General features: G+C 70.3%; 20 protein-coding genes. 5 read left to right on the forward strand and 15 right to left on the reverse strand.

Going from position 1 to position 22,785, the window contains the following annotated elements; all coding sequences use genetic code 11:
- Together ACIQWX_RS06940 and ACIQWX_RS06945 are read right to left on the reverse strand one after the other, a co-directional pair.
- Positions 1-912 (reverse strand): SDR family oxidoreductase, encoded by a 912-nt coding sequence (locus ACIQWX_RS06940; protein WP_400866654.1) that lies wholly within the window; start codon positions 910-912, stop codon positions 1-3.
- Between the two features lie 81 nt (positions 913-993).
- Entirely contained in the window at positions 994-1,896 is a 903-nt protein-coding gene (locus ACIQWX_RS06945) for an aldo/keto reductase (protein ID WP_400866657.1), read from the reverse strand.
- Between the two features lie 63 nt (positions 1,897-1,959).
- Here ACIQWX_RS06945 and ACIQWX_RS06950 point away from each other — a divergent pair, with 63 nt between their 5' ends.
- Entirely contained in the window at positions 1,960-2,784 is an 825-nt protein-coding gene (locus tag ACIQWX_RS06950) for an LLM class F420-dependent oxidoreductase (protein ID WP_400866660.1), read from the forward strand.
- 154 nt (positions 2,785-2,938) lie between these two features.
- On the forward strand, positions 2,939-3,970 hold the full coding sequence (gene fbaA / locus ACIQWX_RS06955; protein WP_400866663.1) for a class II fructose-bisphosphate aldolase: 1,032 nt from the start codon (positions 2,939-2,941) through the stop codon (positions 3,968-3,970).
- Between the two features lie 54 nt (positions 3,971-4,024).
- Here the strand turns inward: fbaA and ACIQWX_RS06960 are convergent, their stop codons facing one another.
- Positions 4,025-5,206 carry a hypothetical protein gene (locus tag ACIQWX_RS06960; RefSeq protein ID WP_400866666.1) on the reverse strand — a complete coding sequence of 394 codons (1,182 nt, stop codon included), beginning with the start codon at positions 5,204-5,206 and terminating at the stop codon, positions 4,025-4,027.
- Positions 5,207-5,448: 242 nt separating this feature from the next.
- Here ACIQWX_RS06960 and ACIQWX_RS06965 point away from each other — a divergent pair, with 242 nt between their 5' ends.
- Positions 5,449-5,859: a DUF3151 domain-containing protein gene (locus ACIQWX_RS06965; protein ID WP_372667318.1), complete on the forward strand. Its 411-nt coding sequence runs from the start codon at positions 5,449-5,451 to the stop codon at positions 5,857-5,859.
- A 40-nt stretch (positions 5,860-5,899) separates the two neighbouring features.
- Here ACIQWX_RS06965 and ACIQWX_RS06970 read toward each other — a convergent pair whose 3' ends face one another.
- Positions 5,900-7,114 carry an alpha/beta fold hydrolase gene (locus tag ACIQWX_RS06970; RefSeq protein ID WP_400866670.1) on the reverse strand — a complete coding sequence of 405 codons (1,215 nt, stop codon included), beginning with the start codon at positions 7,112-7,114 and terminating at the stop codon, positions 5,900-5,902.
- A gap of 87 nt (positions 7,115-7,201) precedes the next feature.
- Between ACIQWX_RS06970 and ACIQWX_RS06975 the strand changes: the two genes are divergently transcribed.
- Positions 7,202-7,846, forward strand: coding sequence for a TetR/AcrR family transcriptional regulator (locus ACIQWX_RS06975; protein ID WP_400866673.1), 645 nt, complete (start codon positions 7,202-7,204; stop codon positions 7,844-7,846).
- Here ACIQWX_RS06975 and ACIQWX_RS06980 read toward each other — a convergent pair.
- The 3 genes from ACIQWX_RS06980 to ACIQWX_RS06990 all read right to left on the reverse strand — a co-directional run bounded on the left by ACIQWX_RS06980 (position 7,843) and on the right by ACIQWX_RS06990 (position 12,063).
- Entirely contained in the window at positions 7,843-9,006 is a 1,164-nt protein-coding gene (locus ACIQWX_RS06980) for a GGDEF domain-containing protein (protein WP_400869432.1), read from the reverse strand. The two genes, ACIQWX_RS06975 and ACIQWX_RS06980, sit on opposite strands and share 4 nt — an antisense overlap.
- Positions 9,007-9,328: 322 nt before the next feature.
- Entirely contained in the window at positions 9,329-10,591 is a 1,263-nt protein-coding gene (locus ACIQWX_RS06985) for an MFS transporter (RefSeq protein WP_400866676.1), read from the reverse strand.
- A 326-nt stretch (positions 10,592-10,917) separates the two neighbouring features.
- Positions 10,918-12,063 (reverse strand): LLM class flavin-dependent oxidoreductase, encoded by a 1,146-nt coding sequence (locus ACIQWX_RS06990; RefSeq protein WP_400866679.1) that lies wholly within the window; start codon positions 12,061-12,063, stop codon positions 10,918-10,920.
- 177 nt (positions 12,064-12,240) lie between these two features.
- Between ACIQWX_RS06990 and ACIQWX_RS06995 the strand changes: the two genes are divergently transcribed.
- Positions 12,241-14,121, forward strand: a complete 1,881-nt coding sequence (locus ACIQWX_RS06995) for an FAD/NAD(P)-binding protein (protein ID WP_400866682.1) — start codon at positions 12,241-12,243, stop codon at positions 14,119-14,121.
- Between the two features lie 15 nt (positions 14,122-14,136).
- Here ACIQWX_RS06995 and ACIQWX_RS07000 read toward each other — a convergent pair whose 3' ends face one another.
- From ACIQWX_RS07000 to ACIQWX_RS07035, 8 genes are all read right to left on the reverse strand, one after another.
- Positions 14,137-15,243: a glycosyltransferase gene (locus ACIQWX_RS07000; protein WP_400866685.1), complete on the reverse strand. Its 1,107-nt coding sequence runs from the start codon at positions 15,241-15,243 to the stop codon at positions 14,137-14,139.
- Positions 15,244-15,259: 16 nt separating this feature from the next.
- Positions 15,260-16,153 (reverse strand): glycosyl hydrolase family 18 protein, encoded by an 894-nt coding sequence (locus tag ACIQWX_RS07005; RefSeq protein WP_400866688.1) that lies wholly within the window; start codon positions 16,151-16,153, stop codon positions 15,260-15,262.
- 69 nt (positions 16,154-16,222) lie between these two features.
- Positions 16,223-17,770 (reverse strand): dipeptide ABC transporter ATP-binding protein, encoded by a 1,548-nt coding sequence (locus ACIQWX_RS07010; protein WP_400866691.1) that lies wholly within the window; start codon positions 17,768-17,770, stop codon positions 16,223-16,225.
- Complete coding sequence (locus tag ACIQWX_RS07015; RefSeq protein ID WP_400866694.1) at positions 17,767-18,561, reverse strand: ABC transporter permease; 795 nt, start codon at positions 18,559-18,561, stop codon at positions 17,767-17,769. Before ACIQWX_RS07015 ends, ACIQWX_RS07010 begins: the two co-directional genes overlap by 4 nt.
- 28 nt (positions 18,562-18,589) lie before the next feature.
- Entirely contained in the window at positions 18,590-19,543 is a 954-nt protein-coding gene (locus ACIQWX_RS07020) for an ABC transporter permease (protein WP_400866697.1), read from the reverse strand.
- Positions 19,540-21,147 (reverse strand): ABC transporter substrate-binding protein, encoded by a 1,608-nt coding sequence (locus ACIQWX_RS07025; protein ID WP_400866700.1) that lies wholly within the window; start codon positions 21,145-21,147, stop codon positions 19,540-19,542. The genes ACIQWX_RS07020 and ACIQWX_RS07025 overlap by 4 nt, the downstream gene beginning before the upstream one ends.
- Before the next feature lie 127 nt (positions 21,148-21,274).
- A complete protein-coding gene (locus tag ACIQWX_RS07030; protein WP_400866703.1) occupies positions 21,275-21,913 on the reverse strand; it encodes an HNH endonuclease family protein in 639 nt (212 codons plus the stop codon).
- A gap of 140 nt (positions 21,914-22,053) precedes the next feature.
- On the reverse strand, positions 22,054-22,734 hold the full coding sequence (locus ACIQWX_RS07035; RefSeq protein WP_400866706.1) for a hypothetical protein: 681 nt from the start codon (positions 22,732-22,734) through the stop codon (positions 22,054-22,056).
- Between the last annotated feature and the right edge of the window lie 51 nt (positions 22,735-22,785).

Raw genomic sequence — 22,785 nt, forward strand, 5'->3', positions numbered from 1 at the left:
TCACCCCTTGGTGGCGGCCCGGCCGCCGTGGCCGGTGACCGCCGACTCGAACGCGCCGCGAGCCTCGATATCGGCGAGCGCGGCCTTGTCCGCCGAAGGTACCCGGCTGCGGGAGCCGATCTCGATGATCGGCGGGAGGAAGGTGCGGAGCAGCTTGAGGCCGCCGACCCAGCGCGGCACGTGGATGGTCCGGGCGCGCTTGAGGATGCCGGCTTCGAGGTCGTCGAGGGCGACGTCGAGGGGGTAGGTCTTGCCGATCAGGCCGGGCATCGACGCGCGGAGCTTGCCGAACACGGGGTGCGCGTCGGCGCTCTCGACGAGGTCGGTGCGGATCCACGTCGGGTGCGCGACGCCGACCTTGACGCCGAGGTGGGCGACTTCGGCGCGGAGGCTGTTGGAGAAGGCTTCGACGCCGGCCTTGGCGGCGGAGTAGTTCGCCATGCCCGGCGCGTGCGTGATCGCGGCGAGGCTGGAGATGGCCAGCAGGTAGCCCTTGCGCTCGATGACGTGCGGGAGCGTGACGCGGAACGTGCGCCAGACGCCGAGCAGGTCGACCTCGATCACCTTCTCGAACGCGGCGCGGTCGACCGAGCGGACGAAGCCCGCGGTCGCGATGCCGGCGTTCGCGATGACGATGTCGATGCCGCCGAAGTGCTCCACGACGCCCTTGGTGGCTTTTTCGAGCGCGTCCCAGCTGGTGACGTCGGCTTCCCAGGCGTGCGCGTTGGGTCCGATGCGGTCGGCGACCTTCTTCTGCTCGTCGGCTTCGAGGCCGACGAGGGCGACCTTCGCGCCGCGCGCGGCCAGCCGTTCGGCCAGGCCGGCGCCGATGCCGCGGGCCGCGCCGGTGATCAGCACGACCTTGCCGTCGACCTTCTTGGTGCCGCTCAGCAGCGAAAACGGGTTGGCCACGGTGCCCTCCTAGACGTCACTTGAGGGCACCGTACCTCAACTTACCCGCAGTAAGCTACCCAGCAGTAAGTCCTTCTTTCCCTAGGAAAGCTCGGCCAGTTCGTCGGGAGTCAGCGTCAGGGTGACCGACGCGATCAGGTCGGTGAGCTGCTCGGTCGTGCGGGCGCTGGCGATCGGCGCGGCGACCGTCGGCTGCTGCCGGAGCCAGGCGAGCGAGACCGCGGCGACCGACGTGCCGTGTGCCGCCGCCACCGCGTCGAGCTTGGCCAGGACGCGCTCGCCGTTACCGTCCAAATAGGACTCGGCGCGGGCGGCGCGCGGGCTGTCGACGTTGTGGTCCTTCGTGCGGTACTTGCCGGTCAAGAAGCCCTTCGCAAGGGAGAAGAAAGGCAGCGTGGCCAGGCCTTCGCGCTCGACGAGCGGGGCGAGGTCGCGTTCGTAGTCACGCTCGACGAGGTTGTAGTGCGGCTGCAGGACGGCGTAGCGGGCGAGGCCGCCTGTGTCCGAAATGGACAGTGCCTCGGCGAGCCGTTCGGCGCTGTAGTTGGACGCGCCGAGGTAGCGGACCTTGCCCGCGCGGACCAGCGCGTCGAAGGCTGCGAGCGTCTCCTCGAGCGGGGTGTCCAGGTCGTCCCGGTGCGCGTAGTAGAGGTCGATGTGGTCGGTCTTGAGGCGGCGCAGCGAGTCTTCGGCCGCGGCCTGGATGTTCTTCGCGGAGAGGCCCGGCCGGCCCTCCCACATGCCGACCTTGGTCGCGACGACGACGTCGTCCCGGTTGCCGCGCGCGGCCAGCCAGTTGCCGAGGATCTCCTCGGAGCCGCCCCCGCCGCCGTAGAGGTCGGCGGTGTCCACGAAGTTGCCCCCGGCGGCGGTGTAGGCGTCGAGCACGGCGAAGGACTGTGGCTCGTCCGCCGTCCAGCCGAAGACGTTGCCGCCGAGGTTGAGGCCGTACACGTCGAGGTCGGTGTTTCCCAGCTTGGTCATGTCTTCGACAGTAATTCGCCGGACCCGGGAGGAAAATCGCCGTCCCACGCGTTGGAGTGTTCCATGGCTATCGAACTGGGCAAGCTCGGGATCTGGCGGTACCACGCCAACGTGGACGCGAAGTTCGCGGCGGAAGCGGAAAAGCTCGGCTACGGGGCGATCTGGCTGGGCGGCTCACCCAGCGGCGACGACCTCGCGTCGGTGGACGGCATCCTGGAGGCGACGGACTCCCTGGTCATCGCGACCGGCATCGTGAACATCTGGCAGGACGAGCCGGCGGACATCGCGCGCGTCTACGAGCGCATCGCGGCGAAGTACCCGGACCGCTTCCTGCTCGGCGTCGGCGCGGGACACCGCGAAGCGACGAAGGAGTACAAGAAGCCGTACGCGGCCCTGGTCGACTACTTGGACGGCCTGGACGCGGCGGGTGTCCCGGTCGCCGGACGCGCGTTGGCGGCGTTGGGTCCGAAGGTGGTGGCGCTGTCGGGTGAGCGTACGGCGGGCGCGCACCCGTACCTGACGACGCCGGAGCACACCCGGTCGACGCGCGAGATCCTGGGTTCGGGCCCGCTGCTGGCGCCGGAGCACAAGGTCGTCTTGTCGACCGACGCGGACGAGGCCCGGGCGATCGGGCGGAACACCGTGAAGTACTACCTGGGGCTGTCGAACTACGTCGCCAACCTGCGCAAACTGGGCTTCACGGACTCCGACCTGGAAGGTGAAGGCAGCGACCGGCTGGTGGACGCGCTGGCGTTGCACGGCGACGCGGCGACGATCGCCGGCGGGCTGGCGGCGCACCTCGAGGCGGGGGCGGACCAGGTCGTCGTCCAGGTGCTGAACGAGGACCCGTGGCCGGGCTACCGCGCGCTGGCCGCCGAGCTGCTGTGATCTCCGTCCGGCCGCCGGCTCGCCCGGCGGCCGGACACACCCTCTTCTGAACCGATTCCACGTGCGGAAAAGTTTCTTCCCGGGGACCGGTGTGCGGCGGCGGTCCACCTCGTACGATGCGGTCGGGACCCATCCCTGCCAAGGAGGAATACCGATGCCCATCGCGACCCCCGAGGTCTACGCGGAGATGCTCGACCGGGCCAAGGCGAACGAGTTCGCCTACCCGGCCATCAACGTGACCTCGTCCGAGACCGTGAACGCCGCCATCCGCGGCTTCGCCGAGGCGGAGAGCGACGGCATCATCCAGTTCTCCACGGGTGGTGCGGAGTTCGCGTCGGGCCAGAAGGTCAAGGACATGGTGACCGGCGCGACCGCGCTCGCGGAGTTCGCCCAGGTCGTCGCCGCGAAGTACGACGTGAACGTGGCGCTGCACACCGACCACTGCCCGAAGGACAAGCTGGACGGCTTCGTCCGCCCGCTGATCGAGATCTCGGCCGAGCGCGTCAAGAACGGCCAGAACCCGCTGTTCCAGTCCCACATGTGGGACGGCTCGGCGATCGACCTCGACGAGAACCTCGAGATCGCCGCGGAGCTGCTCGCCAAGACGGCGGCCGCGAAGATCATCCTCGAGGTCGAGATCGGCGTCGTCGGCGGCGAAGAGGACGGCGTCGAGGCGGAGATCAACGAGAAGCTGTACACCGCCGAGGGCGACTTCCTGAAGACGATCGACGCGCTCGGCTCGGGCGACCGCGGCCGCTACCTGCTGGCGGCGACGTTCGGCAACGTCCACGGCGTGTACAAGCCGGGCAACGTGAAGCTCCGCCCGGACGTCCTGAAGGGCGGCCAGGAGGCGGCGTCGAAGAAGCTCGGCCTGGACGCGGGTTCGAAGCCGTTCGAGCTGGTCTTCCACGGCGGTTCGGGCTCGCTCCCGGAGGAGATCCGCGAGGCGGTGTCGTACGGCGTGGTGAAGATGAACGTCGACACGGACACGCAGTACGCGTTCACCCGCCCGATCGTGGACCACTTCTTCAAGAACTACGACGGCGTGCTGAAGATCGACGGCGAGGTCGGCAACAAGAAGGTCTACGACCCGCGCTCGTACCTGAAGGCGGCTGAGGCCGGGATGGCGCAGCGCGTCGTCGAGGCTTGCCAGGCTCTGGGCTCGGCGGGCACGAAGGTCAAGTAGTCAGACGACGAAGGGGCGGCACTTTCACGTGAAAGTGCCGCCCCTTCGTCGTGTTCAGACCGTTTCGGCGATTGAACGCCGAGCCGTCCAGCGGCGCGAAGCCGGACCGGCCGCTGCCCACAGCGCGAACACTCCCACCAGCACCACCAAAGCCGTCCAGTACGCGACCGGCGGGGCCGACTCCGTGTGCGCGTCACCCAGCACCCACGGCCGGAACTGCGACTGCACCCAGAACGCCCCATAGCCGAACGCCGTCACCAGCAGCGCCCCGGCCGCCGCGCGTACGACGCCGCTGCTCATCGCGAACGCCAGATCCACCGCCAGCCCCACGAACAACAGGTAGAACGGCACCGTCGACACCGGGAACCCCAGCCCCAGCAGCAGCGGCCACATCACCGACCGGTAGGCCACGTACGCCAAGGCCACGAGAGAAGCCGCCCAGCGGAAACCCAGCGTGCGGCGGGCCAGCACCAAGATCAACGCCATCACCCCGATGCCCCACAGGGGGTACACCCACGAAGGAATCGGCATCGTGAAGTGGATGACCGCGGCCTGGTCGACCGGGTGGCCGATCTGGTTGGCCGCGAACGAAAGCAGCGACGGCTCGGCCTCCGGCGTCCCGCGCTCCCACGCGCGCAACCCGAGGATCCCGTACTCCTGCTGGCCGTTCGGGAAGAACGTGTTCTCCAGGAAGAACGCCCACAGCGCGAGCAGCACGCCCGTCCGGAAGCGCCCCGGCGGGGACAGCCGCAGCCAGCCCAGCAGGACGCCCGCCTGCATGATGCCCGTGCCCAGGTACAGCATCATGTGGGACGGGCTCCACGCGGTCAGGTCCAGGCCGTTGACGCGGTGGTTGATCACGTCCAGTGGAGCCGCCACCAGGAACACCAGCAGGCCGATCTGCATCAGGCGCAGCGACGTCTTGTCCGCACCCAGGCCCGTGTAGCTGTGGATCGCCACCAGCACGACGATGATCACCGTGCCGACCGTGTTGATCAGGTGCGGCGGCGCGAGGTCGTCGCGCAGCCACATGAAGTGCCACGACATGTCCCACGACGAGCCCAGCAGCTTGAACGCGAACGCCGCCAGCCACATGCCGTAACAGAACCGGAGCACCCAGTCCGGGGTCGGCTGCCCCGGGGCGCCGCGGTGCCAGTGCCGCGTGAAGAACAGCCGCGTCTTGCCGAGGGGGCTGCGCGGGATCACGTCCACCGGGACGTCGACTGCCTTGGCCATGTCGGACATCATGGCCGGTCATGGTCACGAGCGGGTCAGGACCGTGGCGAAAGACGCGAAAATCGGGATTCACCCCTAAGGGTGGACGATTTGCTTCGGGCGTGCGTGGGTTGGCAAGGTGTGCCGCCATGATGCCGAAACGAGTTGTGGCCGCCGTTCTGGTCGGTGCTCTGGTCCTGGCCGGCGGCGGGGTTCTCGCGGGCCTGTTCTTCTGACCCGCGGGGGTGGGCAGAATGGGCGGCATGACGCACAACCTGCTCGGCCCCGAGCCGACGCTGCTGCCCGAGCACACCGCCGCCCAGGCCGCGCTCGACGCCGGGACCGACCCGGCCGCCGTCGCCGCCGAACACCCCGACTACAGCGAGGCGTGGGCTTCGCTGGCCGAGAAGGCCCTGGAGGCGGGCGAGACCGTCGCCGCGTACGCGTACGCGCGCACCGGCTACCACCGGGGCCTCGACCAGCTGCGCCGCGCCGGCTGGAAGGGCTTCGGCCCGGTGCCGTGGTCCCACCGCCCCAACCAGGGGTTCCTGCGGGCGCTGGCCGTGCTCGGCAAGGCCGCCGGGAAGATCGGCGAGACCGAGGAGTACGACCGCTGCCGCACGTTCCTCGCCGACTCCGACCCCGCCGCCGCGGAAGCCACCGGCCTCAAGTGACGCCGCGGGCCCGGGACCGCGCGGTCCCGGGCCCAGCGGGTCAGAACAGGCCGCAGTTGGACAACGCGGGCAGGCCGGCGAAGCGCGCCTCGAGCCACGCGAACGCCTCCGGGAACGCGCGCACCGCGGTGAGCACGTGCGTCGGCACCAGTGACGTGCTGAACTGCACCTTCACGCCCTTGCCGCACCACGTCCGGCCCAGCTCGCGGTCCTGCGCGTAGGGCACGATGTCGTCGAGTGCGCTGTGGACGATCAGCACCGGCACCGACGGCTTCAGCGTCCCGATCTTCTGCTCCGCCACCCTCGACGCGTACGGCTCCTCACCGAGGTACGCGGTCAGCGAGCGACCGTCGGTCGTCAACGTCGACGACCGCGTGAACGCGTGCGCCGCGATCGCCTCCACCGTGCACTCGGTCCGGACCTGCTCGAACAGCTGCTTGCCGCGCGCGTTGAGCAGCGCCGGGATGTTCAGCTCCGGGTACGCGTAGTTCATGCTCACCAGCGCGAACCCCAGGAACCCGACCGCGTAGTGCCCGTCGAGGTTCGCGGCCACCGAAGCCAGGTCCGCCGGCACCGCGCCCGCGTACGCGCCCTTCAACTTCAGCTCGGGCGCGTAGCTCGGCTGCAGCTCCGCCGCCGCGGCCGACGCGCCGCCGCCCTGGGAGTAGCCCGCGATCGCGACCGGGCCGTCGTCCGGCAGCCCCGCCTCCGGGAGCCGCTGCGCCGCGCGGATCGCGTCGAGCACCGCGTGCGCCTCGGCGGCCCGGTTGACGTACGTGTGGTCGCCCGGCGTGCCGAGCCCTTCGTAGTCGGTGACGACGACGCCGTAGCCCCGCGTCAGCAGCCCGGCGATGAACGGGCCCTCGTACTCGAACCCGGCGGCAAGCGCTTTCGACGGCGCGCAGTCGTCGCCCTCGCCCTGCGTGCCGACCGCGTAGGAGACGATCGGGCGCACGCCGGCGCCGTGCCACGCCGAGCGCGGGGTCAGCACCGTGCCGGTGACGGCGATCGGCGAACCGTGCGTGTCGGTGCTGCGGTACATGATCCGCTGGACGTTCGCGTCGGCCTTGATCAGCTTGACCGGGTCGATGTAGAACGTCGACGCCTCGTGCCGGATGACGTCGCCGTCGCTGCCGGCCGGAAGCGGTGACGGGGGATCGTAGAACGACGCCGCGGAGGCGCCGGGTGCCGCCACGGCCAGTGCGGAAACCGTGGCGACCGCCGCGAAGAGGACGCGGCGAGGGAAGATACGCATGCTTGCTCCTCGTTGAGCAGGTCGAGTGCGCGGGGAACACCTTTTTGGACAGAGGTGTCGGAAAAAGAGTCACGTGAGGTGGACCACATGTCAAGCCCGGCTCCGCGCGGGCGGCCGCGCAAGTTCCCGGTCGGGGAGCAGCGCGCCCGCGTGCTGCACGCGACGGCGAAGGTCGTCGCGCAGCACGGGATGCAGGGCGCGACGATCGAGCAGATCGCGCGCGAAGCCGGCGTTTCCCGCCAAGCCGTCTACGAGCAGTTCGGGGACCGCGCGACGCTGTTTTCCGAGGTCGTGGCCGTGACGGAGGAGCAGGCGTTCGCCGCGATCGCGGGCCCGTCGGTGACCGACCCGCAGCCCGGCCTGCGGGCCTGGGCGCGGGCCAACTACGCCAACATGGTCACCTTCGTCGCGGACAGCCCGGAGGCCTACGGCGTGCTCCGCGCGGCCGAGCGCGCGGGCGACCCCGCTCTCACCCGGTTGAGGGAGAGGCTGGCCGTCGTCTACGCCGACGCGAGCCGCAAGCGGTGGGCCGCGCACGGCATCGACTCCGGTCGCGCCGACCGCGCGCTCGTCACGCTCTTCTTCGCGATGACGGAGTCACTGGTGCAGGCGACCTGGGACGGCGAGCCGCCCGACCAGGAAGCCCTGATCGACCTGCTCACCGAATTCACGGTCGGCGGCGTCGCCCGCCTCCAGGCGAAGGCGAGCGACGTCATCGACCGGCTGCGCTAAGCCGCGGCGAGGGCCGCTTCGGCGGACCCCACCACGCGGTTCCGCCCGCCGTGCTTGGCCGCGTACACGGCCGCGTCGGCGGACGCCATCACTTCCTCGATCGACGACCCGTCGAGCGGGTAGGCGGCGACGCCGATCGACGCCGTCTGGCGTTCGATGTCGACGAAGGCGCCTTCGTTGGTCTTCGTGCTGATGATCAGCTCGCTGACCCGTTGCCGGATCCGTTCCGCGGTCACGATCGCGTCCTCTTTGGACGTCGACGGCAGCAGCGCGACGAACTCCTCGCCGCCGAACCGGCCGACCAGGTCGTGCGCGCGCGTCTCCTGCTTGACCACGGCCGCGACCGCCTTGAGCACGTCGTCCCCCGCGAGGTGCCCGTAGGTGTCGTTGATCCGCTTGAAGTGGTCGAGGTCGATCATCATGGCGCCGAAGCTGCCCTTGTCGCGCTCGGCGCGCGAGATCTCGCGCTGGGCGCCGTCCTGCCAGGTGGTGGCGTTGAGCAGCTGCGTCTTCTGGTCGGTCGTCGCCAGCTCCTCGAGCCGCTTGACCAGCACGGACCGCTGCAGCACGTACAGCGGGAGGATGACCAGCACCGAGAGCAGCGGCTCCTGGCCGAGCACCATCACCAGCAGCCCGCCGACGCACAGCGTGGACAGTTCGAGCAGGTTGTCGTCCATGCCGCCGAGGCAGTTCTCGACCGTGGCCTCCTCCGGGTTGGCCAGGTAGAGGCCGAGCCCGGTGAGGGCCGCGTTGACCACGAAGTACACCGCCACGGCGAGCGAGACGGCCGCGACGCTCAGCCCCGTCGAGAAGTGCGTGACCAGCCCGGCCGAGCACGCCGACAGCGTTGCGCTGGTGGCGTTCGCGGCGACCCGGTGCGGCTGCCCGGGACGGGTGCCGGACCAGCTGCGCAGCGCCAGGCCGACGTACAGGGTCACCCCGAGCAAGGTGACCAGCTGCGTCGGCAGCAGGAGCGCGGCGGGCAGCAGCCACACCGACGTCATGTTCATGTGCGGACCGTCGCTCAGGATGCGCCGCTGGCGCTCGATCCGACGGCTGACCTCGGTCTGGGCCAGGGCGAGCGCGCCCAGCAGGCCGAGGATGCCCAGGTGCTTCAGCGTGATCGTGGTGGTGACCGTGGCGACGGCCGTCCAGCCCACCAGTACTGCGATCGCCGCGAGCGTGACAGCGATCCAGCGGGGCGGCCGCCGCCACAGCGCCCAGCCCGCAACACCAGAAATCACGCCTTGTCCAGACCGTTCCCCCAATGTGACCATTTTTCCCCCAGACCCTTGCGCTCGGTGGTGGTGATGAACCACTCACGGACAGTTTCAGCCCGTTTGCCGTCTGTCCACAAGGGCCTTAGGTGTGTACATTTTCCGGGACGCCGGATCGAAGGGTGGCCAGCGATGCGTTCCAGAGATCAGTGAGCCGGAGCCGCGCCGCAAGGTCGCGATGACGAAACCAGCGTGTCGAGCGTGCTCAGGCGCGTTCGGCGCGCTGGGTCTCATAGTCATGCCCGCCTTCGCCCGCCCTCGAAAGCCGTGAGCGCCGCCAGGCGAGCGCGAGCGGAGCCGTAAGTATCAATCCGGCAACGCCGAAGATGCCGACGGTCGTCTGCGCCCCGACGAGGTCCGTCAGCACGCCGCCGATGAGCGGGCTGACGCCGAGCATCGTCGTCAACCCCGTGTTCGACAGGCCCATCGTCTGGGCGCGGTTCTCGTCCGGCACCGCGAGCGTGAGCGACGCCGTCGCCTGCAGCAGCGCGACCGAGCCGAACGCGCCGGACAGTACGAAGAGGACGATCGACACGTACGGGTTCGGCTGCGCGAAGCCGGCCAGCATGGGCACCGCGCACAGCGCCGACAGCGGCCCGATCAGCTTCGGCCGCGCCGCGGCGGGCACCCACCGCGTGAAGACGAACGTGCCGATGACGCTGCCCACCGGGTCGGCCGCGAGCAGGAGCCCGACGAGCTCGGGGCCGCCGCCCGCCGACGAGACGTACGGCGCGGCGATCCCCTCGTAGACCGGCAGCAGACCCATCAGCCAGGTGAACAGGACGAGCGCCCGCAGCGCGGGGTTGGCGAACGCCACCCGGCCGCCGGTGCCGATCATGGCGAAGAAGGACTTCCGCTTCTCGGCGTTCGCGGCCGGTGGCCGCGAACGCACGCCGAACCGGATGAAGGCGGCGGACAGCAGGAACGTCGCGGCGTCGAGCGCCAGGGCGACGTGCGGGTCGAGCGCCAGCAGCAGCGCACCGCCGCCGGCGAACCCGAGCAGCTGCGCCGTCTGCACGGTCATGCTCCGCACGCCCATGCCGACGACGAACCGGTCGCCTTCGAGGATCTGCGGCAGCAACGCGAGCTGCGCGGCCTTGAACGGCGGGTTGAGCAGCGACACGCCGGCGACGAGGACGCAGACGACCCAGAACGGCAGCGACGGGATGGCGACGAGCAGGATCAGCCCGGCCCGCACGAGGTCGACGGCGACCATGACGGTCCGGCGCGAGAACCGGTCGGCGAGGCCGGTCAGGAAGATGCCGCCGAGCAGCGACGGGGCGAAGGTCAGGGCGTAGGTGAGGCCCGTCAGCGTGGCCGAGCCGGTAGCGGTGAAGACGAGGATGGACAGCGCGACCCTGGCCAGCTGGTCCCCGGTGATCGAGAGCAGTTCCCCGAACCACAGCGCGCGGAACTCGGCGATCCCGAACACCTCGCGGAACGTGACGCGATCCCGCGGAGCTGCCATGCGCTTTCTCCCGACCTCTTGTGCAGACCGTGCCTCTCCCATGACCGATGGTGAGAAGAGGACCGGTCGGTCATGAGGCAGTCACGGTACGTGAGTTACCTCAGCCAGTGTCCCGTGACTGTTGGTAAATCTCTAGGTTCTTTCGCCGGTATCCAAGGTGTCACGGAGCTTTCCTGAACGGGTCAGACGATAGCCCGCAGTGTCTGGCCGGTCGCCCAGGAGTCACCAATGGATCATTCCGTACCCGATGGGCGGAGGACCAGAGGCAAAAGTAGCCACCTCGCGTTCGCGAGGTGGCTACGGAGGTCGGGAGGGGTTGGGCGTGGTCAGCCGTCGACGGCCAGGGCGTCCTCCGCCGGGGTCCGGATCGGCTGCGCCGCCCGTTCGGCGTCCCTCTTCGCCACCTCTTCCCGGACGATCGGGATGACGTACCGGCCGAAGTCGATCGTGTCGCCGAGCATGTCGTAGCCGCGCGCCGACAGGATCTCGACACCGAGGTCGTAGTAGTCCAGCAACGCCTGCGCGACCGTCTCCGGCGTCCCGACCAGCGCGTTCGAGTTGCCCGCGCCGCCCGTCGCGGCCGCCGTCGGGGTCCACAGCGCCCGGTCGAACCGCTCGCCCTCGGCCGCCAGCGCCAGGAGCCGCTGGGAGCCCGTGTTCTCCGGTTCGGTCAGCTTGTGCCGGCGGGTCAGGGGCTGGCCGCCCCTCGTGCGGTCCTTGATCGCCCCGACCGTCGCGTACGCCTTCTCCCAGGCCAGCTCCTCGGTCGGCGCGATGATCGGGCGGAACGCCACCTGGATCCGCGGCACGTCCGTGCGGCCGGCCGCCAGTGCCGCCGCCTTCACCGACTCGATCTGCTCCGCGGTCTGCGCGAGCGGCTCGCCCCAGAGGCAGTAGATGTCCGCCTCGGCGCCCCCGGCGGCGTACGCGGCCGGCGACGAGCCGCCGAACGACACACCCGGTCGCGGCTTCTGCACCGGCTTCACGTCGGACACGTAGTCCGCGAAGCGGTAGTACTCGCCTTCGAAGTCGAACGGCTCGTCCGACGTCCAGGCCTTCTTGATGATCTGGATGGCTTCGCGCGTCCGGGCGTAGCGCTGGTCCTTCGTGACGTAGTCGCCTTCGCGCTGCTGCTCGTGGTCGTTGCCGCCGGTGATGAAGTGGACCGTCAGGCGGCCGTCGGAGATCTGGTCGAGCGTCGCGAACGTCTTCGCCGCGAACGTCGGGTACGAGACGTTCGGGCGGTGCGCGAGCAGGATCTGCAGCCTCTCGAGCTTCGTGGCGACGTACGCGGCCGCCTGCGCCGGGTCCGGCGAGCCGGAGCCGTAGGCGAACAGCACCCGGTCCCAGCCGAAGTCCTCGTGCGCGCGGGCCAGGCGCAGCGTGTACTCCTTGTCGAACACCCCGCCCGACCGGGCGTGCGTCTCCGACCCGTCGTGCGTGCCTCCGATGCCCAGGAACTCGACCGGCATACCGTCCTCCATCCACGTCGGTACCGCCAGAGCTACGCCTCGCGAAAGAGCGCGGCAACGGAGTCCGCAGGGTGGAACCGGCGCCGGTGCCCGCCGGCGCGGTTTGGTTTTTATTCCCGCAATTCCGGAGTATGGGAAGGACGTCCGGCGCCGGATCCCGCGCGTAGCTTCGGTCGCGTGGCCGATCGCGCGCCGTTCACCCTCGCCGTCGTGGGCGCCGGACCCCGGGGGGTCGGCGTCCTCGAGCGGCTCGGCGCGAACGCGGACCTGCCGCGCGACCGGCGGCTCGAGGTGCACCTGATCGACCCGTTCCCGCCCGGGCCCGGCCGCGTGTGGCGCTACGACCAGTCGCCGTTGCTGCGGATGAACTCCATGCCCGAGGACGTCACGATGTTCACCGACGAGTCGGTGAAGATGGCGGGCCCGGTGCGGCCGGGGCCGACGCTCCTGGAGTGGGCGCGGAACGTGCGTGACGGCAAGCTGGACGCCGAAGTCCCGCCGGACGTCGTCGCCGAGCTGACCGCGCTCGACAGCTTCGACTTCCCGACCCGGCGGCTGCAGAGCGCCTACCTGACCTGGGTCTACCGCAAGGTCCTGGGCGACCTCCCCGACGGCATCGACGTCGTCGAGCACGCGGCGCGCGCGGTCGGCGTCGACGGCGACGACGTCAGCCTGTCCGACGGCACGACCGTGCGTGCGGACGCCGTCGTGTTCACCGTCGGGCACCTCGACGCGGAGCCGGACGAGCGGGAGCGTGAGCTGGTGACGTTCGCCGCGCGGCACGGGCTCGCCTACTACCCGGCCGGCTACACCGCCGACGTCGACTACTCCGGCATCGCGCCCGGAGAAACCGTGCTGGTGCGCGGGTTCGGGCTGGCGTTCGTCGACCTGATGCTGCTGCTCACCGAGGGCCGCGGCGGCCGGTTCGAGGAGCTCGACGGCGGTGGCCTGCGCTACCACCCGAGCGGCGTCGAGCCGGTGCTGCACGTCGGCTCGCGGCGCGGGGTGCCCTACCACGCGAAGATCGGCTACCGCCTACGCGGGAAACCGTTGCGGCTGCCCCGGTTCTTCGACGCCTACGCCATGGACGGCCTCGCCGGCGACGCGCTCGACTTCCGCACGGACGTCTGGCCGCTGATCGCGAAGGAACTGGCCTGGGGCTACTACAGCGAGCTGTTCACCGGGCACCCGGATCGCGTGTCCATGGACTTCGTGGTGTTCGCCGACGCCTTCGCCGACCTGCCGTGGGATTCCCCGGGCATGCACGACCTCGTGGCGCGGGCGGTGCCCGCCGAGGACGACCGGCTCGACCTCGACCGCCTGGACCGGCCCATGTCGGGCCGCGAGTTCGGCACGGCGGAGGAGTTCGGCAAGGAACTGCGCGAATACGTCGAAGCCGACCTCGCGCGCCGCGCGGACCAGGCGTTCAGCGCCGATCTGGGCGCGTTCATGGCGCTGCTGTCGGTGTACGGCCAGCTGCCGGTGTTAGTCCAAAAAGGACGGCTTGACGCGTCGTCGCAAGTGTCCGATATGGACGGCTGGTTCCACGGCTTCTTCTCCTACTACGCCAGCGGACCGCCGCCGCGCCGGCTGGAGGAGCTGCTGGCGCTGCACGAAGCCGGTGTGGTTTCCTTCGCCGGCGCCAAAATGCGGGTGACGACGGACGGCGGCGCGTTCGTCGCGACCAGCGCCAGCTACCCGGGGACGGTGTCCGCGCGGACGCTCGTCGAGGCGCGGCTCCCAGGTCCGAGCGTGACCCGCGCGGCCGACGGCCTGCTCCGGCAGCTGCGCGACGCGGGCGAGCTGGCCGAGGAGACGGTGGCCGACCCGGTGACCGGCGCGTTGCTGCCGTCGGGCCGGATCCACACGCGCGTGTCGGACTCGCGTCTGCTGGACGGCACGGGCCGCCCCCACCCGCACCGGTTCGCGGTGGGCCCGCACACGAGCGCCCGCTCGGCGGCGGCGTTCACCCGGCCCCGGACGAACGCGTCGAGCTTCCGCCAGAACGACGCCGTCGCCCGCGAGATCCTGGCCCTCGTGAGTGAGGAACAGGGTTAGAACACTGTTCCTCACTCACGAGGCCCAGGCGACCACCTCGGCGAGGACCTGCTCAACCGGCGGCATTTCCGCGATCTCGGCCGCGATGCCCCGAGCGGTGTCACGCGGTTTCGGGTTGTCGAGCAGCTCGCGGGCCGCCGCCTCGATCGCGGGGATGCGGATCTCGTCGCCGACCAGGGCCTTTGCGACGCCGAGGGTGGCGAGGCTTTCCGCGTTGGCGAACTGGTCGGCGCCTTGCGGCAGGATCAGCTGCGGCAGCCCGGCCGCGAGCGAGGCGAGGACGGTGCCCGTGCCGCCGTGGTGGACCACCAGTCCGGCGTGCTTCAGCACCTCCGCCTGCGGCACGAACCCGGCGACCTGGACACGAGACGGCAGCGAACCCAAAGCAGCGGGATCGCCGGGACCCAGCGCCACCAGCACGTCGACGTCGAGGTTCGCCAACGCGCGGATGGCGCCGCGCAGGACGTCCGTCGCGCCGAAGACGACCGTGCCGAGCGTCAGGTAGACGAAGCCGTCTTCCGGGAGCGGCGGCAGCGGAACGTCCGGGTCGTACGGCGTCGGCCGCATCCGGAACACCTTCGGGATGCTCGCGGTGCCCGGGTCGCGGACGCTGTCCGGCCAGACGTCGACGCAGGCGTCGCCGAAGAGCGCGTCGGAGGGGAGCGTGCCCCAGAGCGGCCGCAGCCGTTCCGCGGCGACGGCCAGCACCTCCGGCGGCATCGACCGCCCGATCACGACCGAGACGGCGGGGATGCCCGCGCGGCGGGCCGCGATCCCGGCGCCGACGTCGCTCATCTCGTAGACGACGAGGTCGGGACGCAGCTCCGGGAGCAGCGGCGTCAGGTCGTCGAGCAGCGACTGCGGCAGCAGCTCGGCGAACATCGTGATGCCGATGTCCATGAAGCCCGCGTCTTCGCCGTGGCGTTTCTTGGCTTCGGCCTCCGCCTCGCCGATGCCGATCCCGGCGCGGTGGACTTCGAAACCGAGGTCACGCACCTTTCCGGTGAACGCCTCACCGGTGCCGAAGACGACGTCGTGACCGGCTGCTTTCGCGGCGTTCGCGAGCGGCAGCAACGGGAACAGGTGGCCGTAGGCCGGGCGGCACGTGAAGAGGATGCGCACCACCCGAGCGTACTGCTCAGCCCTTGACGACCGGAGCGATTTGCTGCACCCACTGCTGCGGCGCCGTCGTCCCGCCGGGCAGGGAGTTGAAGTACTCCCAGCCGTCGATGCCGCCGAAGTCCGCGTACTTGCTCTTGAGGCTCCGCACGGTCGACTGGAGGGTCGACATGGCGACGTACCCGCTGCAGTTGGCGGGGTTGGTCACGGTCCCGGCGACGACCTTGCTCGCGGGCACGACCCCGCGGCGGATGATGTTGTCGTAGCCGGAGGTGCTGGAAAGGGAGCCCCAGCCGCAGTAGAACTGCGCGTTGAACCAGGAGATCTGCGCGCCGCGGTCGCGGTAGAGCGTGTCGTAGTTGAGGCCGGAGAGGCCGCCGCCGCCGCTGAGTTCGGTGGCGACCGGGGCGAGGGTGATCAGGAACGAGCTGCCGAAGTCGGCGCGCAACGCGTCGATCAGCTTGTTGAGGGCGCCGTTCGACATGTGCTCTTCGATGTCGAGGTCGATGCCGGAGAGCGAGTAGGTGCGGATGAGGTTCCGCAGCACCGGGTAGTAGGTGTCGAACTGGGTTTCGAGCCGCTGGAAGCTGCCCGCGGCGGCCCCGCCGACGAACGCGAGGACGTGCACACCCTGGCTGCGCAGGGTGGCGAGGTCCTGCCACATCCGCGTGAACTTGGCGGCGTTCGGGGGATCGTCGTTGAGGTGGACGACGCTGTTGGCGTCGAGGTGGACGGCCCCGACGATGACGTCCGTGGCCCCGGCGTCGCGCAGGGGAAGCGGCGAGACGTAGGAGGACCCGTTGTAGATGGTCTGGTAGTAGACGACAACCCTGCGCCCGGCGGCGGCCGAAGCCGGCACCGCACCCGAAATCATCAGCACCAAGGCCACGAAGGCCACGCCGATCCTCCGCATGGTCCAGACCATACGTCGCAGTGGGTGGTTGGGGAAACACCCACCGCTGGTTCTGTCCGGTTTCCTGTCTCAGCCCACCTCCTGGACCGACCGCCCCGGAATCGCCGCCAGCAGCTCCTTCGTGTACTCCGCCTGAGGGTCCTCCAGCACCTGCGCGACCGGCCCCAGCTCCACCAGCTGACCCGAGCGCATCACACCCACCTGGTCCGCGATCTGCCGCACCACCGCCAAATCGTGGGAAATGAACAGGTACGACAACCCCAGCGAAGACTGCAACTCCGCCAGCAACGCCAAGATCTGGGCCTGCACCGAAACGTCCAGCGCCGACACCGGTTCGTCGCACACCACCAGGTCCGGGCGCAACGCCAGCGCGCGGGCGATCGCCACCCGCTGGCGCTGGCCGCCCGACAGCTCCGCCGGCTTGCGACGCGCCACCGACGCCGGCAACGCCACCTGGTCGAGCAACGACGGGACCGAAGTGCGCGGCAGCCCGAACGCGCGCAACGGCTCCCCGACGACGTCCTCGATCGAGAGCTTCGGGTTCAGCGACGCGTACGGGTTCTGGTACACGATCTGCATCCGCCGCCGCAGCCGTCGCAGCTCCTCGCCGGACACCCCGGTGATGTCCTGGCCGTCGAACGACACCGATCCGGACGACGGCGTCTCCAACCGCAAGAGAAGACGGGCCGTCGTCGACTTGCCGGAACCCGACTCGCCCACCAGCGCCAGCGTCTGGCCGCGCGGGATGTCGAACGAAACGCCGTCGACAGCGCGGATGCTGTCGAACGACTTCGCGAGGTCCCGCACGGACACGATCGGCGAAGCAACCGGCGCGGGCGGACGCAGCGTGCTCGACAGGCTCGGCGCCGCCGCGATCAGCTGCCGCGTGTACGGGTGCGTCGGCGCGCTGACCACCGACGAACCCTCCTCGACCACCGACCCCTGGGACAGCACCACGATCCGCGACGCCCGATCCGCCGCGACGCCGAGGTCGTGCGTGATCAGCAGGATCGCCGTCCCCGACTCGGCGGCCAGCGACGTCAGGTGGTCGAGGATGCGCCGCTGGACCGTGACGTCCAGCGCCGACGTCGGCTCGTCCGCGATGATCAGCTTCGGTTGCCCGGCCAGCGCGGCCGCGATCAGCACGCGCTGCCGCAACCCGCCCGACAGCTGGTGCGGGTACTGCCGGGCGCGCAACGACGGTTCCGGGACGCCCGCGCGCTCCAGCAGGGAAATCGCTTCCAGCGACGCCGAACGCCGGTCCGCCAGGCCGTGGATCTTCAGCACCTCCGCGACCTGGTCGCCGATCCGGTGCACCGGGTTCAGCGACACCGCCGGGTCCTGCGGCACCAGCGCGATCTCGCGCCCGCGCACCGACCGCCATTGCCGAGGTGACAGCGAAAGCAGGTCGCGGCCGTCGAAGGTGATCGAACCGCCGTCGACGCGGCCGCCGCGGGGCAGCAGGCCGATCGCCGCATGCGCGGTCGTCGACTTGCCCGAGCCCGATTCGCCGACGACGGCGACCACTTCGCCGGCGCCGACGTCGAACCCGACGTCACGCACGGCCGGAATCCCCTTGTACGACACGGCCAGGTCCGAAATCCGCAGCAGGCTCATCGATCTCCTCCGTCCAGCGCGCGGGACAGCCGGTTCGCGGCGAGCACCACCGCCGCGACCGTCAGGCCCGGGAACGTCGTCATCCACCACGCGGTGGCCAGGAAGCTGCGCCCGCCCGCGACCAGCGAGCCCCACTCCGGCGTCGGCGGCGTCGCGCCGAAGCCGAGGAAGCTCAGCGCCGACACCTCCAGCACGGCCGTCCCCAGCGTCAAAGTCGCCAAGGCGAGCACCGGCCCCGCCGCGTTCGGCAGGACGTGCCGCAGCAGCACCCCCGACCAGCGCACGCCGGACGCGCGGGCCGCTTCGACGTACACGCCGTTTCGCACGCGAAGCACCTCCGCGCGCATGACCCGCGCGAAGGACGCCAGGTTCGCGATGCCGACGGCGATCGCGACGTTCGTCGTGCCGAAGCCCAGCGCCGTGACCAGGGCCAGCGACAGCAGGATCGGCGGGATGGCCAGGAAGACGTCGACGACCCGCATGATCGCCGTGTCCGCCCAGCCGCCGCGGAACCCGGCCAGCAGGCCCAGTGCCGAACCCGCGATCAGCGCCACCAGCACGGCGATCGCGGTGGCCCGCAGCGAGAGCGACGCGCCGTGGATCACGCGCGCGTAGACGTCCCGGCCGGTTTCGTCGGTGCCGAACAGGTGGTGCAGCGATGGTCCCTGCAGCCGTTCGGCCGGGACGCCGGTGATCGGGTCGTACCCGGTCAGCAGGCCCGGCACGAAGGCCGCGAGCAGCACGAACGCGAGCACCACCACCGCGAGCACCAGCCCGGGCGGAGCTTTCACGTGAAAGCTCCGCTTTTGAACGGCGAGGTCAACCACGGGCCACCTCCGGCGTCCGGGCGATGCGCGGGTCGAGCAGCGGGTACAGCAGGTCGACGACCAGGTTGAGGACCACGAACACCAGCGCGGCCAGCACGATCACCGCCTGCACGACCGGGACGTCCTGCGCGGTGACGGCGGCCGCGGTGATCCGGCCGACGCCGTCGCGGGAGAACACCGTCTCGGTGATCACCGAGCCCGCGACGAGGTTGCCCGCCACGACGCCGGCGACGGTCAGCGTCGGCACGGCCGCGTTGCGCAGTAGGTGTCCGAAGTGGACACGCCAACGGCTCGCCCCCTTGGCCGCCGCGATCTCCGCGTACGGCTCTTCCTGCTGCGTCGCCAGGCTCTTCGCCAGCACCTGCCCGATGATCGCGCCGGTCGGCAGGGCCAGCGTGATCGCGGGCAGGATCACCGCGGAGAACCCCTGCGTGCCCAGCGCGGGCAGCAGCCGCAGGCGGAACGAGAAGAACTGGATCAGCAGCAGCCCGACCCAGAACGGCGGCAGCGAGATGGCCAGCGACGGCAACGACAACAGCGCCTGCCGCAGCCAGCGGAACCGCGTGAACGTGCCGAGGACCGCCGACCCGCCGCCGAACAACACCGCGAACACGAGCGCCAGGCTCGTCACGGCGAGCGTCGGCGGCAACGCCGTGACGACCATGTGCGACGCGTCGTCGCCGGTCGCGACGCTGCGCCCGAAGTCGCCGTGCAGCGCCGAGACCAGCCGTTTCAGGTACTGGACCGGCAAGGGCGAGTCGAGGCCGTACTCCGCGCGGGCGGCGGCGAGCTGCTCGGGCGTGGCCGCCGAACCCGCGTCGCTGCTGGCGAGCTTCGCCGAAACGGCGTCACCCGGCAGCAGGTAGAGGATCAGGAACGACAGCGTGAACGCCGCCCACAGCACGAACACCGCCTGCCCGACGCGGCGGAGGAGGTAACGCCTCACGACAGCCACGCGTCGAACAGCTGCAGCCGCGACGACGCTTCGAAGTCGACGGCGTGCGCCTTCGAGCTGAGCGCGACGACCTGGGTCAGCTCGAACACCGGCACCGCGTAGGCGTGGTCGATGATGAGCTTCTGCACCTCGTCGGCGGACGGCTTGCGCTTGGCGGTGTCCACAGTGGACGACTGAGCGTCGAGCGCGACGTCCAGGGGGTTGCCCGGCGTCAGCTTGCTGCGGTTGCCCGCCTTGGTGGAGAACTGGCCGCGCAGGATGTCCGGGTCGGCGCGCGTGACGTTGTACCAGAGGAAGTCGTAGTTGCCGGACAGCTGGATCTGCGTGGTCTCGGCCGTCGTGTGCTGCTCGATCCGCAGGTCGAAGCCGATCTTGCGGAGCTGCTGCTGGACCAGCTCCAGCACGCTGCGGTTCTGGTTGAACACCGGCGAGAACACGACGGACGCGCTCAGCGGCTGCCCGTTCTTGACGCGGATCCCGTCGGGACCGGGCACCCAGCCGGCGGCGTCCAGCAGCGCGGCCGCGCCCTTCTGGTCGTACGCGAGCTGCTGCGAGAAGTCGCCGACCAGCGGGGTCGCTGAGCCGAGGATGCTGGTGGCGGCCTTGTAGCTCGGGGTCAGCACGGTGTTCACGACCTCGGTGCGGTCCACGCCCTTGAGCACGGCCTGGCGCACCTTCTCGTCGGTGAGCACGCCGCGGGTGGTGTTGGCGTGCAGGTTGAACACGACACCGGGGTTCGGCCGGATGTTCTCGCTGAAGCCGTTGCCGGTGAACTGCGGCTCGTCGACCGGCTGGATGTCGGTGGCCGCGTCGAGCTGGCCGGAGGCGAGGCTGCCGGTGCGGACGCCGGGCTCGGGCACGATCTTGTAGTCGATCTTGTCGAGGTAGGCCTCGCCCTGGTGCTTGAACAGCGACGAACCCCAGTTGTAGCCCGTGCGCTTGGCCAGGACGATCTCCTGGTTCTGCTTGAGGCTTTCGAAGACGAACGGTCCGGAGCCGATCAGTCCGTTGCCCTGGCAGCGCTGCTCCGGCGTCTTCTTGAACGCGGCGGGCGCGAGGAGGCCGAGCGACATCGTCGAGCTGGCCTGCAGGAACTGCGCGCTGGGCGCGGAAAAGTCCAGCCGCACGGTCTGCGGGTCGACGACCGTCGACGCCTTGTACGCGGCGAGGTAGCCGTAGCCGAGCTGAGCTTTCGTGCCGAGGGCCTTGATCGCGTCGAAGCTGGTCTTGACCGCGGCGGCGTCGACCGGGCTGCCGTCGGAGAACGTCGCGCCGGCGCGCAGGTGGAAGGTGAACGCCGTCGAATCGGCGTTGATCTCCCACTTCTCGGCCAGCCACGGCTTGATCTCGCCGGTCTTCGGGTCCTGGTCGGTCAGCGAGTCGACGAGCTGGCGGCCGACGTTGATGGACGCGTTCGTGGCGGCCTGCTGCGGGTCGATGCAGTCGGGCGCGGACGAGATGCCCAGCCGCAGCGTGCCACCGGGTTTCGGCGGCCCGGAAGCGGTTTCTTCGGTGCCGGCGGCGGAGCAGGCGGTGAGCAGGATCGGCAGGGCGAGCAGGGCCGCGGCGTTGCGGGCGCGGAAGAGTGGGGACACCGGACGGCCTCCAGCGGGGAGCGGTTGCGTCTTCAACCGGCGACGCTAACCACGCGCTGAAGGCCGTCCCATCAGGCGAACCGCGGTCCCAATCCCTGACACCGCAAGAATTCGGCCTTGACAGCGATCAGCAGCGGCCAAGCATGTCCGTCAGCGCGCTCTTCTCCGCCGTGCTGATCGTCAGCTTGAACTTGTACTTCACCGCGGTCCACATCTTCGCGTAGGTGCACCAGTAGCTCGTGAGCGGCGGCTTCCACTGGTCGGGCGACTTGTCGCCCTTCTCCTGGTTCACGTTGTCCGTCACGGCGATCAGCTGCGGGTCGGTCAAGTCGTTCGCGTACGCCTGGCGCTGCGCGGTCGTCCACGACGACGCGCCGGTGCGCCACGCGGCGGCCAGCGGCACGACGTGGTCGATGTCCACATCGGACGCGGCGGTCCAGGTCGCGCCGTCGTACGGGCTCTTCCAGCTGCCGGACGTCGGCGCGCAGTCCGAGCCGGTGGCGACGTTCGTGCCGTCGCGCTTCAGCACCACTTCCCGCGTGTTGCAGCTGTTGCCCTGGTCGATCCAGTGCGGGAACTTGTCGCGGCTGTAGCCGGTCTGCGAACCGTCGGCCTTGACGGTCAGGGACGCGAGCTCGGTCTTCGCCGTCGAAGCCGACGGGATGCCCGGCGGGGTGGCCTCGGCGACGCTGACCAGCGTCCCGGAGAGCACGGCGGTGGCCGCGAGAATGGTGAACGAATGACGAACAGCACGCCTGGTTGGCATTTTGCTGCCTCCGGTTCAGGTACGGGGACAGCTAACCCTGATACACCGGAGTGGCGTGTGCAACACGTATAGGTGACATGTTGCTGCCCGTTGGTGAACGCTTAGTTGCGCCACGGTCACTCAGCCGTGAAACTAGCAGGTCAGGCCGGTCCGCGGACCAGCCGAAGGTCTTGCGTGTGCCGGTACCAGGTCCACTTGTTCACAGCGCGCTCGTGGACGACGTCGTCGCTGACGGGCCGCGTCGGGATGCACCCGATCTGGAACGCGCGCGCGGAGAACGTCGTCGGCCGCTTGAAGATGGTGCCCTTCACGACGCGGATCGCCAGGCCGGGACCGCCCGGGTCCGGCGTCACCTCGACCGAGGACGCGGGCCCGCGCAGCGCGACCTGCTCGTCGGCGTAGGCCACCCCGCGCACCAGCCGCAGCTCGCCGCGCCCGACGAGCACGCCGCCGACGTCGTCGCGGATCAGCGGCACCGGGTCGACCTCGCCGCGCAGCGCGAGCGCGACGGCCTGCAGCGGCGTCTTCGGCAGGTTCCAGAGCGCGGCGACCGAGGAGTCCGGCGACGACGGCACGTACCCGACCGACACGCCGGAGAGCGCGTCCTTCCGCAGCAGGCGCAAGACGACCGCGGCGAGATCCGCGTCCGTGCCCGACACGACCAGGTGATCGTGTTCGCCCAGCAAGGGGTCGATTTCCGCCTTGCCGGGCCGGCTGGGTACGCGGACGGATTCGACGTCGTCGACTTCTTCGAAGCCGGCCGCGCCGTCACCACAGGCCACCACGATTCCGCGCACCCGCAGGTCCTCCGTTACAGTCATGCACCGGCATTTCGTCAGCGCCACCGGTGTCCGTCCGGGACACTAAACCTC

It is taken from the genome of Amycolatopsis sp. NPDC098790, assembly GCF_044759945.1.
Taxonomy (GTDB): Bacteria; Actinomycetota; Actinomycetes; order Mycobacteriales; family Pseudonocardiaceae; genus Amycolatopsis.